Source organism: Providencia sp. PROV202 (genome assembly GCF_028479565.1).
Lineage (GTDB): Bacteria > Pseudomonadota > Gammaproteobacteria > Enterobacterales > Enterobacteriaceae > Providencia > Providencia zhijiangensis.
The window spans coordinates 1-14,926 of sequence record NZ_JAMPNV010000020.1 but is presented as its reverse complement, the minus strand read 5'-3'; the positions used below and the strand labels follow the sequence as shown (position 1 = coordinate 14,926).

General features: G+C 44.7%; 13 protein-coding genes and 1 pseudogene. 6 read left to right on the top strand and 8 right to left on the bottom strand.

Going from position 1 to position 14,926, the window contains the following annotated elements; all coding sequences use genetic code 11:
• Positions 1-66: 66 nt before the first annotated feature.
• Positions 67-1,140, bottom strand: a complete 1,074-nt coding sequence (gene glpQ / locus PR799_RS15035; protein WP_006659015.1) for a glycerophosphodiester phosphodiesterase — start codon at positions 1,138-1,140, stop codon at positions 67-69.
• A 215-nt stretch (positions 1,141-1,355) separates the two neighbouring features.
• Positions 1,356-2,705 carry a glycerol-3-phosphate transporter gene (gene glpT, locus PR799_RS15030; RefSeq protein ID WP_036955981.1) on the bottom strand — a complete coding sequence of 450 codons (1,350 nt, stop codon included), beginning with the start codon at positions 2,703-2,705 and terminating at the stop codon, positions 1,356-1,358.
• Between the two features lie 434 nt (positions 2,706-3,139).
• Here glpT and glpA point away from each other — a divergent pair, with 434 nt between their 5' ends.
• The 3 genes from glpA to glpC are packed head-to-tail and all read left to right on the top strand — an operon-like array spanning position 3,140 to position 7,273.
• A complete protein-coding gene (glpA, locus tag PR799_RS15025; RefSeq protein WP_154603498.1) occupies positions 3,140-4,795 on the top strand; it encodes an anaerobic glycerol-3-phosphate dehydrogenase subunit A in 1,656 nt (551 codons plus the stop codon).
• Positions 4,785-6,080, top strand: coding sequence for a glycerol-3-phosphate dehydrogenase subunit GlpB (gene glpB / locus PR799_RS15020; protein WP_154630875.1), 1,296 nt, complete (start codon positions 4,785-4,787; stop codon positions 6,078-6,080). Before glpA ends, glpB begins: the two co-directional genes overlap by 11 nt.
• Complete coding sequence (gene glpC, locus PR799_RS15015; RefSeq protein WP_006659019.1) at positions 6,077-7,273, top strand: anaerobic glycerol-3-phosphate dehydrogenase subunit GlpC; 1,197 nt, start codon at positions 6,077-6,079, stop codon at positions 7,271-7,273. The genes glpB and glpC overlap by 4 nt, the downstream gene beginning before the upstream one ends.
• A gap of 93 nt (positions 7,274-7,366) precedes the next feature.
• On the opposite strand, the gene PR799_RS15010 is transcribed toward glpC, so the two are convergent.
• Positions 7,367-8,035, bottom strand: coding sequence for a 7-cyano-7-deazaguanine/7-aminomethyl-7-deazaguanine transporter (locus PR799_RS15010; protein ID WP_036955987.1), 669 nt, complete (start codon positions 8,033-8,035; stop codon positions 7,367-7,369).
• Positions 8,036-8,196: 161 nt separating this feature from the next.
• Here PR799_RS15010 and tusA point away from each other — a divergent pair, with 161 nt between their 5' ends.
• Complete coding sequence (gene tusA / locus PR799_RS15005) at positions 8,197-8,451, top strand: sulfurtransferase TusA (RefSeq protein WP_154627787.1); 255 nt, start codon at positions 8,197-8,199, stop codon at positions 8,449-8,451.
• 64 nt (positions 8,452-8,515) lie between these two features.
• Here tusA and PR799_RS15000 read toward each other — a convergent pair whose 3' ends face one another.
• From PR799_RS15000 to PR799_RS14990, 3 genes are all read right to left on the bottom strand, one after another.
• Entirely contained in the window at positions 8,516-9,418 is a 903-nt protein-coding gene (locus PR799_RS15000) for an Rpn family recombination-promoting nuclease/putative transposase (RefSeq protein ID WP_272522608.1), read from the bottom strand.
• Positions 9,419-9,616: 198 nt separating this feature from the next.
• On the bottom strand, positions 9,617-11,959 hold the full coding sequence (locus tag PR799_RS14995) for a zinc/cadmium/mercury/lead-transporting ATPase (protein WP_272522607.1): 2,343 nt from the start codon (positions 11,957-11,959) through the stop codon (positions 9,617-9,619).
• 148 nt (positions 11,960-12,107) lie between these two features.
• Positions 12,108-12,737: a lysoplasmalogenase gene (locus PR799_RS14990; protein ID WP_154603493.1), complete on the bottom strand. Its 630-nt coding sequence runs from the start codon at positions 12,735-12,737 to the stop codon at positions 12,108-12,110.
• Between the two features lie 158 nt (positions 12,738-12,895).
• On the opposite strand from PR799_RS14990, the gene PR799_RS14985 reads away from it, so the two are divergent.
• Positions 12,896-13,249 (top strand): DUF2500 family protein, encoded by a 354-nt coding sequence (locus tag PR799_RS14985; RefSeq protein WP_036956001.1) that lies wholly within the window; start codon positions 12,896-12,898, stop codon positions 13,247-13,249.
• Between the two features lie 4 nt (positions 13,250-13,253).
• Here PR799_RS14985 and PR799_RS14980 read toward each other — a convergent pair whose 3' ends face one another.
• Positions 13,254-13,538, bottom strand: coding sequence for a DUF1145 family protein (locus PR799_RS14980; RefSeq protein ID WP_036956002.1), 285 nt, complete (start codon positions 13,536-13,538; stop codon positions 13,254-13,256).
• Entirely contained in the window at positions 13,528-14,145 is a 618-nt protein-coding gene (gene rsmD / locus PR799_RS14975) for a 16S rRNA (guanine(966)-N(2))-methyltransferase (protein ID WP_154627784.1), read from the bottom strand. The genes PR799_RS14980 and rsmD overlap by 11 nt, the downstream gene beginning before the upstream one ends.
• Before the next feature lie 217 nt (positions 14,146-14,362).
• On the opposite strand from rsmD, the pseudogene PR799_RS14970 reads away from it, so the two are divergent.
• Positions 14,363-14,926 (top strand): annotated as a pseudogene (locus tag PR799_RS14970) (signal recognition particle-docking protein FtsY); the annotation flags it as partial.

Sequence of the window (14,926 nt, the reverse complement as noted above, 5' to 3'; positions counted from 1 at the left end):
TTATTCTGATTGAAAAGACTCTCTCGAGTCATTGACGTGCAATTGACTCGAGAGAGTGAGGGAGAGTTACTTCTGTTTTTGCTGCTCTAAAAACTTAACTCCTAAATCTGGGAAGTCAGTGAAGGCGCCATCAACGTCCGCTTGGTTATAAATAATGTCATATAACTGCTGACCATCTTTCGCGTACTTAGGCAGTTTGTCCACACGGATAGTAAATGGATGCACCGCCATATGGTTAGCGTGAGCTTCTTTTACCATACCGTTTACTTTGATGTTCGTTGGTGTGGAATCTTCGCTAATGAGCATATGGTAGTCAGGGCCGATACCGTCTGCGTAGGTTGCAATCTCTTTCATCGCACCCGGCTTCATCATCCAATCATAGTTATAGTTCACCCAAGTACCGTCTGGCTTCTGCTCTTGAGTCTCTTCCCAATCGGTGTAAGCAATCAGTTGGATCAGTTTTAAATCCATCCCCATTTCTGGCATCAGTTTCGTTTTGATGCGTTTTAAGTCAATTGGGTCGAAAGATTGCAGATAAACGTTAGAATCTTTGTTGGTATAGCCATACTCTTTTAGGACTTCTAAGGTTTTCTTGGTGATATCCTTGCCTTCTTGTTGATGGAACCAAGGGGCTTTAATTTCAGGGTAGATACCGATATTTTTACCCGTAGATTTGTTCAAACCTTGAATAAATTCAATCTCTTCTTGGAAGGTGTGAACACGGAAATCAGATTTACCCATAGGGAAACGATTTGGATAGCTTTGGACTTTTTTGCCATCAACAATGTCAAAGCCTTCTGTGAATTTCAGGGATTTAATTTCTGGCAGCGTAAAGTCGATGGCGTAGTAGCGACCATCTTTACGTGCGCGATTTGGAAACTTATCCGCTACGTCAGTGACGCGATCCAGATAATGGTCATGAAGAACAACCAGCTCATTATCTTTGGTCATCACTAAATCTTGTTCGAGGAAATCCGCGCCTTGTGCATACGCCATCGCTTTCGCTGGAAGGGTATGTTCAGGTAAATAACCACTTGCACCACGATGGGCAATCACCACTTTACCTGCCGTTTCGGCAGCAGCAGAGACTGACATCACTAAGACCATACTTGCGACTAATGTTTTTAATTGAAAATTCATCAGTAAATCTCCTTGGTACTCATTGTTTGTAGGTAAAAAATTTGTAGGTAAAAAGCTTTATGGGTAAACAGTTTTTTAGGTAAATAAATTTATAAATAAAGACTTTTACAGATAAAAAATGGTGCCGATAACAAATTTTGAGTAAAAAAATGGGCTATATCCTTTTCTTGATATAACCCATCAATCTAGCGAATCAACTCAACATAAGCGGTGGCTTATTGGTTTTTAGCGAGTTCGCGTTTATGTTTACTTTCGCTCAGCATAACGATGAACAGTAAAACAACGGCCAGTGCAGAACCACCGATCATCACAGCAAATCCGCCGTTCCAACCGAAGTAGTCCACGGTATAACCGACGATAGCACTTGCGGCAACAGAACCACCAAGATAACCGAATAAACCGGTGAAGCCTGCGGCGGTACCTGCTGCTTTCTTAGGTGCAAGCTCAAGAGCGTGCAGACCAATCAGCATGACAGGGCCATAGATTAAGAAACCGATAATCAACATACATGCCATATCAACGCCTGGGTTACCCGCTGGGTTCATCCAGAAGACGATAGTTGCAATAGTCACTAAGGTCATGAAGAACACGCCTGTCGCGCCACGGTTACCACGGAAGACTTTATCCGACATCCAACCGCACAGCAGTGTTCCTGGAATACCCGCATATTCATACAGGAAGTAAGCCCATGAAGATTTATCCATTGTGAAGTGTTTAACTTCGCGCAGGTAAGTTGGTGACCAGTCCAGAACACCGTAACGCAGTAAGTATACGAACACGTTAGCGATAGCGATCATCCACAGAAGTTTGTTAGGGAATACATACTTCATGAAGATAGCTTTAGCGGTTAATTCTTCTTCATCAGAGGCTTTATAGTCTGTTGGATAGTCGTTTTTGTACTCTTCAATTGGTGGCAGACCACAAGATTGCGGAGTATCACGCATTAATGCGAAGGCAATCATAGCCACTAAAATAGCGGCGAATGCTGGCATATACAGCGCAGCTTTCCAGTCGTTAAACCATGCCATACCTAACAGGAACAGTAATGGAGGCAGGCCACCACCGACGTTATGCGCACAGTTCCAAACAGAGACGATACCGCCACGTTCTTTTTGTGACCACCAGTGAACCATAGTACGTCCACAAGGAGGCCAACCCATGCCTTGGAACCAACCACATAAGAATAACAACACGAACATAATCATGATGCTAGACGTTGCCCATGGTACGAAGCCCATGAATATCATGACAAGTGAAGCGAGGATCAAACCTGCCGGTAAGAAGTACCGAGGGTTAGCACGGTCAGAAAATGAGCCCATGATAAATTTGGAGAAACCATAGGCGATTGAAATCCCAGATAAGGCGAAACCAAGGTCACCTTTAGAGAAACCTTGTTCAACGAGATAAGGCATTGCGAGGGCGAAGTTCTTTCTAACTAAGTAGTATGCTGCGTAACCGAAGAAAATCCCCAGGAAGATCTGCCAACGTAATTTACGATAGACGGGATCTATCTTATCCGCTGGCAGCCTCTCGATATGAGCGGCGGGTTTAAACATGCGTAACATAAAGCCTCCGATGGCATGTCAGTAGTTATATGCTCTTCATTTCACCTATGTTGTGAAGTTGTTGAGCGTTTATTATGGGAGAAGTAACAAAAACGAAAACAATCGAGTTTCTTTAAGCGCTTTTATTTTCTAATTGCGCTAAATCTTAATCGTTAAAAAACATTTTATCTGTAATCTAACGCACAATTATTGATTTTGTTTATCTGGCTGCATAGTTAATGCGATTTGTGAATGGAATGGAACTAAAATTGTGAATTATTTTGTGAGGGTTATCACGCTTCCGCGCTTTGATGTACCTAATTTGTACTTTTGACTTTCGTTTTTGTTCCTTATCAAACATTGAGCGCTTTTTTGAGCTTATATTAACTATAGACTATAAAAATAGAAACTATACTTATCGAATAGTGAAGATTGATTAACGTGAGGAATGCGACATGAATGGCTCATCTGTGACTGAAACGGATGTCATCATTATCGGTGGTGGCGCAACAGGTGCAGGTGTCGCTCGTGACTGCGCTCGCCGTGGATTAAAAGCAGTTTTGCTAGAACGGCATGATATTGCGACAGGTGCAACAGGGCGTAACCATGGCTTGCTACACAGTGGCGCTCGTTATGCTGTGACCGACAGTGAATCGGCAAGAGAGTGTATAGAAGAAAACAAAATTCTTAAGCGTATTGCCCATCATTGTGTTGAAAAAACCGATGGACTCTTTATTACCCTACCTGAAGATAGCCTCGAATATCAGCAGCAATTTATCACCGCTTGCCAATCCGCTGGCATTGATGCTCAAGCGATTGATCCCGCGGAAGCTATTCGCTTAGAGCCTTCAGTTAACCCGCGTTTAATTGGTGCGGTTCGCGTGCCTGATGGTACTGTCGATCCATTCCGCTTAACCGCTGCCAATATGCTCGATGCGCGCGAACATGGCGCTAAAGTACTGACTTATCATGAAGTGATTGGTTTGATCCGCCAAGGGGATAAAGTCCGCGGTGTGACGGTTTATGATCATCAAGCTAAGCGTCAATATGATATTCATGCGCAAATCGTGGTGAATGCGGGCGGAATTTGGGGACAAAAAATTGCCGAATACGCGGATCTGAAAATCAAAATGTTCCCAGCGAAAGGCGCATTACTTATTTTAGGTCACCGTCTTAACAACATGGTGATCAACCGTTGCCGTAAACCAGCGGATGCGGACATTCTGGTTCCGGGAGATACCATTTCTCTGATTGGTACTACGTCAACGCATATCGAATATGACCAAATCGATAATATGTATGTGACACCAGAAGAAGTGGATATTTTGATCCGCGAAGGTTCTATGTTATCCCCTGCGTTAGCGACAACGCGCATTTTACGCGCATATGCGGGTGTTCGCCCATTAGTGGCGAGTGATGATGACCCTTCTGGCCGTAACGTAAGCCGCGGTATTGTGTTACTCGACCACGCAAAACGCGATGGTTTAGACGGTTTCATTACCATTACGGGCGGCAAGTTAATGACTTATCGCTTAATGGCGGAATGGGCGACCAACAAAGTTTGTGAAAAATTGGGTGTTACAACCCCATGCACGACGGCGGAAGAGCCACTACCAGGATCTCAACACAGCGCAGAAGAAGCGTTGCGTAATGTGGTCTCTATCCCAGCACCTATTCGCGGCTCTGCGGTTTATCGTCATGGTGATAGGGCGTCTGCGATCCTCAGTGCTAACCGTTTAGATAAAAGCTTGGTGTGTGAGTGTGAAGCGGTGACGGCGGGGGAAGTTCGTTATGCAGTGGAATCTTTAACCGTCAACAACTTGCTCGATTTACGCCGTCGTACCCGTGTGGGTATGGGCACGTGCCAAGGTGAGCTTTGTGCTTGCCGCGCGGCTGGATTACTCAATCGTTTTAACGTCACCACACCACATGAAACCGAGCAGCAACTGGGACACTTCTTAAATGAGCGTTGGAAAGGGGTGAGACCGATTGCTTGGGGGGATGCTTTGCGTGAAAGCGAGTTCACCAGTTGGGTATATCACGGATTATGTGGCATGAATGAAAGTACATTGAGCCAGCCTGCTCAGAAGGAGGCAGAGAATGAAATATGATGCAGTAGTGATGGGCGGAGGCCTTGCCGGTCTTATCTGTGGAATTCGTCTGACTCAATCAGGGCTTTCTTGTGCCATCGTGAGTGCTGGGCAGAACGCACTGCATTTCTCGTCGGGTTCATTGGATTTATTAACACATCTTCCTGATGGTACTCAAGTTGAGCAACCGCTATCGATGTTGGAAGCGCTAAAACAACAAGCTCCGAGTCATCCGTACAGTTTGATTGGGGCAGAAAAAGTGACTGAACTGGCGCAATTAGCCCAAACTACTTTGCAGCAAGCTGGGCTACATCTAAAAGGCTCTTGCGAAGAAAACCATTACCGTATTACGCCGTTAGGTCATAAGCGAATGACCTGGCTCAGTCCTGAATCGGTGCCAACAACTGCACTTCATCAACCGATGGAATTAGGCAAAATTGCGGTTGTGGGCATTGAAGGTTTCCTCGATTTTCAACCGCAAATGGTGGCGGATGAGTTAGACCGTCAAGGACTTGAAGCGGAGGCGTGCTATGTGCACTTACCGTTGCTTGACCGATTAAGAGAAAACCCAAGCGAGTTCCGTGCGATTAACGTGGCGCGCTGGTTAGATAGACCTGAAAATATGGCGCAAATTGTGGAAGAAATTGCACCGTTAGTCGCCAATGCGGATGCGGTGTTTATGCCTGCGTGTATTGGTCTCGACAGTGAAGAACCGATGCTAGAGTTACAAAAACGCTTAGGTAAACCGCTATTTTTACTGCCAACATTGCCACCCTCTTTATTAGGTATTCGCCTTCATGAAATGCTATTACGCCAGTTCCGCCGTCAAGGTGGGATCATGATGCCGGGTGATAAAGTCACTTCCGTCAATTTCGTGGGATCACGTATTGAATCTGTGCAAACCCGTAACCACGGTAATATTTCATTGAAAGCTAAACATTTTGTGTTGGCGACAGGAAGTTTCTTTAATAACGGCTTGGTAGCGAAATTTGACCAAGTGTATGAACCCTTGATGCATTTGGATTTAGGCGAAATCGGCGACCGCGCCAAATGGACAAATAAAGAGTTCTTCGCATCTCAGCCATACATGGCGTTTGGTGTGCAAACTGACAGCCATTTACGCGGTAAAAAACACGGTGAGACGATTGAAAATCTGTATATCGCAGGTGCGGTCTTAAGTGGGTTTGATCCACTCACTCAAGGCTGTGGTGCAGGGGTTTCGTTGGTCACGGGCTTATATGCCGCGAATGAAATCGTGAATGAATTTGCTAAAGATAAAGCCATGCAGGCGGAGGTGGCGCAATGAGTATTCAAGATGCAAGCTTTGAAAGCTGTATAAAATGCACCGTTTGTACCACCTATTGCCCAGTGGCAAAAGCGAACCCACTGTATCCGGGACCAAAACAAGCGGGTCCTGATGGTGAGCGTTTACGCTTAAAAGATCCGATGATGTACGATGATGCATTGAAATTCTGCACCAACTGTAAGCGCTGTGAAGTGGCGTGCCCGTCTGATGTGAAGATTGGGGATATTATCGCCCGCGCTCGTAATACCTATAGCCAGCAGAAACCGAAACTGCGTGATGCGATTTTAAGCCATACAGATATCATGGGCTCCTTATCGACCCCATTTGCCCCTGTAGTGAACACTATTACGGGGTTAAAACCTGTTCGCCAAATTCTGGATAAAGCCCTGAAAATTGACCATCGTCGTGAGCTGCCGAAATATTCCTTCGGGACTTTCCGTCGTTGGTACGGTAAACAAGCCGCAGAGCAGGCGAAGTTTGAAGAGCAAGTGGCATTCTTCCACGGCTGCTATGTGAACTATAACCATCCACAACTGGGTAAAGATTTAATCAAAGTTTTCAATGGGATGAATATTGGTGTTCAGCTGTTAAAACGTGAAAAATGTTGTGGTGTGGCGCTGATCGCAAACGGATTTATGAAGCAAGCGAAACGCCAAGCGAATGTGAATCTGGAGTCGCTTCAAGAGACTATTTTAGAGAAACATATTCCCGTCGTGGCGACCTCATCGACTTGTACATTTACCATTCGTGATGAATATACGCACGTACTGGACGTCGATACCTCTGAGATGCGCGATAACATTGAATTAGCGACCCGTTATATTTATCGTCTGCTGGAAGAAGGGCGCGAACTGAAACTGAAACACACTCCATTAAAAGTGGCTTATCACACGCCGTGCCATATGGAAAAAATGGGTTGGACATCCTACACCCTTGAGCTGATTAAGCGTGTGCCGGGTGTAGAGCTGATTGTTTTAGATTCACAATGTTGTGGTATTGCAGGAACTTACGGGTTCAAAAAAGAGAACTACGAAGTTTCCCAAGGTATTGGAGCTGGGCTGTTCCGTCAAATTGAAGAGAGTGGCGCGGATATGGTGATCACCGACTGTGAAACCTGTAAATGGCAAATTGAAATGTCCACCAGTAAGAAATGTGAACACCCAATTTCGCTGCTGGCTCGCGCACTCGAATAATCAATGGTTGTGTTGAGCAATGTGAAAAGTCGTTAGGTATTAATCAAGTTAACCCTTTGGGAGATAAGTGATGGCTTATCTCCCTTTTTTATCTCAGTGCTGCGGGGATAATTGTTTCTTGCTGGCGGTAGCGAAGAAAGTCTTCAAAATAAAGTTCAGTAATAAACCGTAAGCTGGCAAGAAGAACAGCATACAAATTAATAACTTGAAGACGTAATCAACAAGAGCGATTTCCATCCAATTCGCTGCCATAAACGGGTCGCTGCTTTGATAAAACGCGATAAAGAAGAACGCGATGGTATCAATCAAGTTACCAAAAAACATGGCGCAGGCAGGAGCCACAAACCAACGTTTGTTTTGGCGCAGGCGGTTAAACACGCTGACATCCAAGATTTGACCGAGGACATATGCCATAAAACTTGCCGCCGCGATACGCGCAACAAACAGGTTAAATGTCATGATAGCCGCAAAACCTTGCCATTCTCCTTGGAAGAACAGAGCAGAAATCACATACGAAATTAATAATGCTGGTAGCATGACCGCAGTGATAATTCGACGAGCTAATGGCGCACCATAGATGCGAACGGTTAAGTCCGTAGCAAGGAAAATAAAGGGAAAGGTAAACGCACCCCACGTAGTATGAAACCCAAAAATATTAATGGGTAACTGCACCAAGTAGTTGCTGGATGTAATAATTAAAATATGAAATAACGATAGCCAAATTAACGCAGTGGCTTTTTGCTGCGGAGTAAACGTAAACATATTGTACCTTTTTAGTCGCAATGGGGTGAGGGAACCCATGAATAACATCCCTAAATTGGGAAGTGCGCATCATACTCTCGTTGCGCAACAAAATCAAAACTGTTCATCCACTGCGCGTGGCTTTACAATAAGCGCATTGATAACCAAGAGAATGTGGTGTTATGTCTGACTTATTTTCTAATCCAACGAAAACCCTTGATACGCTAGGGCTGCGCTGCCCTGAACCTGTGATGCTGGTACGTAAAACGGTACGTAACATGGCGGACGGTGATACTTTGTTAATTATTGCAGATGACCCTGCCACCACCCGCGATATTCCCGGTTTTTGCCGTTTTATGGAGCACGAGTTATTGGCGGTTGAGGCTGATAATGCACCGTATCGCTATTTATTGCGCAAAAAAACCAACGGTTTGTAATTACCCAATTTCTGTATGATGGATAGCCTCTTTGCTTTGTATGAGGCTTTTTTTGGTAAACGATTTAATTGAGCGCTTGAATTTCACTGGCTGATAACCCAGTGAGTTTACTGATAACATCGATACTTAAACCAAGTTGTAAGCTCATCAATGCCACTTTGAGTTGATTCTTTTTTTCTCCTTTCTCTATTCCTTCCTCTATTCCTTCATTTTTTAACCGCTGTGCAATATTCATAATAGCTCCTCGATGATTTTCGGCTTGGTCGATTAATGTCTCGACAATGGATGTGTAATAAGGTGAATCCATGATGATAAATAAGTAATTCAAGATAGTGATCACGTCATCTTTGTCATTATAGTGGTTGTTTAATATTTGAACGAAGTGCTCAGTGATCCTCTGGTGGTCATTTCGTAGTTTTTTGTGCTTCATTGCGAGTTCCATCACGGCGATTTTGCGGTGACTAACTATTTCGGTATCTTCAACCACGGTGATATCCACCAACGGGAAAGGGCTGCTATACAGATCATGAGCTATCTCTGAGTGCGGTAAACATTGTGTCCATGGACCAATATACGGATAGGGAGATGTCTTTCCGTGGTAAAACAAAATGGGGACAACGAGCGGTAAAGTTTTATGCCCTTGTTGTAAGTGTTGGTTCATGGCGAGGAAAGCATAATGCATTAAGCGCCAGCTCATGAGTTTGTCTGGTGTGGATTGATGTTCCACTAATAGATAGATGTAGCTATCACCAGTTTTTGTTTGTACGGAATAGAGAACATCGGAAAACCGTGTTCTCAGTTTGCAATCAATAAAGGCTGAATTAATGAGAGTGAGCGTATCTAAATCGCACAAACATTTAATTTGCTCAGGTAAATGAAGCTCAAAGAAATCTCGGGCATTATCCTGTTTTGTCATAAAACCTTTAAAGGCGGCATCATGAGGTATTGAACTTGCATTATTAGCCATATCCACGCTCAGCAAATGTTGTCGATGACCGAGATATTACCCAATATTTTTGTGTGCGGGAGAAAAGTTAGTCCTAAATTCAGCTAGTGAATGTTTTGTGTAACTCTTTGCTGTAATTGATTATTTTAAATCTTTCACGCATAAAAAAACGCCGTAAAGATGATTTTTACGGCGTTGATATATCAAACTAACAGAAGGCTATTTTTTGACTTCGGGTAGCTTAACGCGCAGTAAGCGAACCGCGTTGGCGGTGACTAATGCCGTGGCACCAGAATCCGCTAATACGGCGACCCATAATCCAGTAATACCTAACAAACTCGTCACCAAGAAAACCGCTTTTAAGCCCAAGGCGATAGTGATGTTCTCGCGGATGATCTTCCGTGTGGCTCTGGATAATGCGACGATTTCAGGTAATCCAGTCAAACGGTTATGGGTTAAAGCGGCATCTGCAGTTTCTAAAGCAACGTCAGTACCGCCACCCATTGCGACACCAATACTTGACGCTTTCATAGCTGGGGCATCATTAATACCGTCACCCACCATCATGGTGTTGTGATCGCGATTAAGCTCCATCACGGCGGTCACTTTATCTTCTGGCAATAATCCAGCACGGAATTCCATACCCAACTGATTTGCAATGGCGCTGGCGGCACGCGGGTTATCCCCTGTTAGCATCACGGCATTAACATTCAGTGATTTCAACATGGCCATCGCATCAGATGCATCGCTACGTAAGGTATCTTGCAGGGCGGTTAAGCCGATAACTTGGCCATCTTCTAACGTGACGACAACCGTTTTACCTTGTGCTTCTAACGCTTCCACTTTTGCTTGCCATTGGCTGCTTAATGCTGGTTCAACCCTTGATGGCGCGCTAACTAATACTTGCTTACCGTTAAAAGAACCTTCGACCCCTTTACCCGCTAGTGCTTTACGCTCTAATGCTTCCTCAACAGTGATAGATAATTCTTCAGCTTTATTGACGATAGCTTTAGCCAGTGGATGGTGAGAGCCAACTTCAACCGATGCAGTGATACGAATTAACTCGCTTTCACTCAGTCCTTCAACAGGAACAACATCGGTGACATGCGGTTTACCTTCTGTCAGGGTGCCCGTTTTATCCAGTGCAATCGTAGTGACGGTTCCCAACTGTTCTAATGCTGCACCGCCTTTAATTAAAGCGCCACGGCGAGTGGCGGTTGCCAGTGCTGAGGTAATTGCCGCAGGGGTTGAGATAACCAACGCACAAGGGCAACCAATTAACAACAGAGTCAAACCACGGTAAATCCAAGTGTCCCAAGCTGCGCCGAAGAACATTGGCGGGATCACTATCACCAAAGCTGAAATCAGCATGATAATTGGGGTATAGATTCGGCTGAAACGGTCGATGAATCGCTCAATCGGCGCACGACGCTCTTCGGCTTCTTCAATCAGTTGCAAGATACGGTCGATAGCATTTTGGCCTTGCTCTGATACCACTTCCATTTGTACCGCTTTGTCGACGGACAAACAGCCCGCAGCCACTTTTTCCCCAGCACTGCGTTCTACAGGAACGGATTCACCCGTTAATGCGCTTTCATCAAAACTCGCAAACCCTGCAATCAGCACCGCATCGGTCGGTAATCGACCACCAGGTGCAATTTCAATGATGTCCCCAGGGCGTAACTGTGCGACAGGAACCGACGTTTTTTGTCCATCCTTGATAAGTACGGCATCTTCAGGCACTAAAGCCATGAGTGCGCTAACACCTCGGCGAGCGCGTCCCGCAGAGTAGGACTCAAGCATTTCACCCAGCATAAACAGTAAGATAACCATGGCGGCTTCTTCAGTTGCTTGGATAAAAATCGCCCCTACAGCGGCAACGGTCATCAAGGTTTCAATTGCAAATGGTGTACCGGTACGAATCAAACGTAACGATTTACGTGCGATAGGGTATAACCCAAATAACGTGGTTAGGATAAACGCCACGTTACCCAGTTGTGGGTTAACAAACTCCAATCCCCAGCTGATTGCCATTAGGATCGCTAAAATAATGACGGGTTTTGCTTCACTCAGTAAGCTTGGTGGCGGTGCTGATGCTGCACTCGTGCTTCCTACATCATGGAGCTCGTAACCCGCAGCTTCGACCGTTGAACGAACAACGGCAGTGACGTCTTTGTCAGCGTCCACGACGAGTTTTTCAGTGGCAAAGAGGACTTTGGCTTGAGCGACTTCGCGAATTTGGGAAATCGCGTTTTCGATTTTAGCCGCGCAGCTTGGGCAGTCCATCCCGCGTACAATCCAGCTAAAACGCTGTTTAGCGGTTTGGGTGGGCTCTACATCGTCATTTGCAGCGGATGTTGAACTACAGCAGCTACCATGTTGATGGGATTTTTCATCGTCATCATCATGAGCATGATTTTTGTCATCGCCATGATGATGTTCATGGGATGATGCGTCATGGCTCACCGCTTTGCTATTCTCTACAGCTGCGGATGAGCAAGTGTTTCCTGAGCAGCAAGACGTGCTGTGTGCATGGGTATCTTTATGAGAGTGTGAGTGCATAAGCGCCCCCTTTTTCTAGATGCGTTTTTAACCATGTTCTCTAATTAAGGTTAAGTCTACACTTTGGAGTAGACTCTAGAGTCAAACGAAAAAGGGGAAGCCAATTGATAAAATTCTCAAATAGCACGTTTTATCAATTGGCGGAGGATTATAAATAAATAGCGCGAACAATAAAGAACTGGCCGAGGAAGTAGAATGCTGCCACGACGGCTTTAGAGGCTTTGAATGGGAAACGGAAATGGGCAATTAACCAGATACAGTGAGATAAAAATAGCAGAGAAGCGCCCACCATAATCGAGAAATTAAACTCTCGACCTAAGCCAAAGTATTGGTCTCCAGCCACCCACATCATAATCATGCTCATAATAATAGAGGCGAAAACAACAGGCTGTTGGCTTTCCAGTTTTCCCCAAATCAGTACCAAGGTGACGGCTGCGATAGCAATAGGGACGATGAGCCAAGGCAGATACAGGCCAAAGTTGAATTGCATTCCAAAGCTAATGGTGTAGACCAGATAACTTAAGAACATCAGCCCTAAAGAAGTAAGCAAGTGCTCACTAGAAAACATTCTCGAGAGGTCAGCAACTAAGGAAAGCAGTAAACCGCCTAAAATTAGGTAGGTTTGCGCATTTAAGTCGTCAGAACTCCATCCCCAGAATAATAGGAGAAGCAAAGTGATAGGGCGGAATAACCAACGTTGCCACTCAGGGCCACGATAGGCTGCATCAACGTACAGCCAGCCAGAAAATAAAACAGCGAGGAATGGCCAACTAATCATACACATATCCTTAAGAGTTTCTGGAAAAGAGAAATCACCAAGAGCGATTAAATATAAATGAACTATACCGCGTCTCGCATAAATTGTATGGCGTTTATCTGCAATTTGAGCGATAGAGGGTATATACTTATGATAATTCTAAGCTAAATATATAAATTATGAATAAGCCAATTCTCTTAATTATTGTTCTCGCGATTATCGCCGTGTTAGCCACTAAGCGTTTTTTTGACCAAAAGAAACAGAATGAAATTAATGATAATTCATTGCCTGTCAGTCAGTTAGTGCTCGTTAAAGAGAAAAAGGATTACCCTTATCCAAATATGCGTTCCCGGGAACGCGATGTGGTATCCCCTGAAACTTTTCGCTATGAACTTTATTTTCAGACTCAAGCTTCAGGAGAAACGATTAAGGTGATCGTCAGCGAAGAGCAGTACCAAGGTGTTGAATTGGGTGCTAAAGGTAAGCTAACCCTACAAGGTACGCGATTTATTCGCTTCGAACCCTCTGAATAAACGATTATTTCTTTTTAGCGGCTTCAATAGCCGCTTTTGTTTTCTTATGCATGGCGAGCATTTCAAACACGCCAAAAAAGAAAATTTTTGTCTGCTGGAGCCCTGTTAGCTTTTGATCTTTCGGTAAGCTGGCTTTCAGGAAGATAGTCTGCAATGCATGCATAAAAATCATAAATACCATTGCGACATCCATGAAATATTTCAATGGCTTAGGGAATGGATGCACAATATTAAAGATCATAAAGCCCCAAACACAAATCATGAGCAGACGTCCGATATTAATCAGCATCTTTTTCTCCCTGCATACTTGATGAATGAACAGATTGACGAATAAACAGACGATACGCAACTTGGCCAGCGACTTTTTCACGGTGTAACTGCCAGTTTGCGGGAATGTCAGTAAGTGGTAACTCCGCTTCTGACTCTACATAAATCCAGCTTTCATCAGCTAACCACTGATTTTTTTCCAGCAGCGTGATGGTTTCTCCAAGTAGCCCTTTACGAAAAGGTGGGTCGATAAACACCACATCACAAGGCGTTCCTGCTTGGCTAAGAACGGTGAGGCTGCTGTTATTAATAACGGTCGCATTATCAGCTTCTAAGCGAACTTTGTTCTCACTAAGAAGCTTGGCATTTTGTTTATCAAGTTCAATAAACGTGACGTGCTCGGCAAAGCGAGATAAGGCTTCAAAACCTAAAGCGCCGCTACCTGCGAAGCAATCAAGACAGCGAGCATCACGGATCACTGGCATTAGCCAGTTAAAGAGCGTTTCTTTGATGCGATCAGTGGTGGGACGTAAGCCCTCACTATCGCGTACAGGCAGTTTTCGCCCACGCCACTTACCACCAATGACACGAATTTGCCCCAAGGAGGCTGTTTGTGGTTTTTTTGCCATAATATGTATAGTTGCTTAGTTCATTGAGGAATGTATAAATTATTGGGGACTATTGTAGCGCTTCGGTTTCACGGTTTTAACAGAAAAATAAGAATAAATTGTCAGGATTTTTCTTTCAGATATGTGTTGCTGCGCGATGAAATGATAGACTGCATGTAATTTTATTGCGATTTAATTTTTAAACGCCATGTTTTTACCGCGAGGAGTGTAGTGGCTGATGGCTAAAGATAAGAAAAAAGGCTTTTTCTCATGGTTGGGATTTGGTCGTAAGAATGAAGAAGAAACCCAGCAATCGGATGTCGAACTGAAAAATGATGTTGTTCATGATACTGAGCAACAGGATGCCGCCACAGCAGAAGCTGAGCGTCAACATCAGGCAGAGCTTGATGCAATTAAAGCGGCGGAAGATGAGGCTGAGCGCCAATATCAAGCTGAACAAGATGCGATTACGGCTGCTGCGGAAGAAGCAGAACGCCGGCATAAAGCGCAATTAGAGGCGATGCGCATTGCGGCAGAAAATGCAGAGCAAGAGCGCCAAGCGGCAGAAGAAAAGCGTATAGCAGAAGAAAAAGCGGCTAGAGAAGCGTTAGAAGCGCAGGCTTTACGACAAGCTGAAGAAGCCGCGGAACGCCAACATCAAATCGAGCAGGCTGCAATTAAAGCTGCCGAAGAAGAAGCTGAACGCCAGCATCAAGCTGAGTTAGCTGTTATCAAAGCCGCAGAAGAAAAAGCGGAACGTGAATACCAAGAAGCAGAAGCAGCTCGTTTAGCGCAAGAGCAA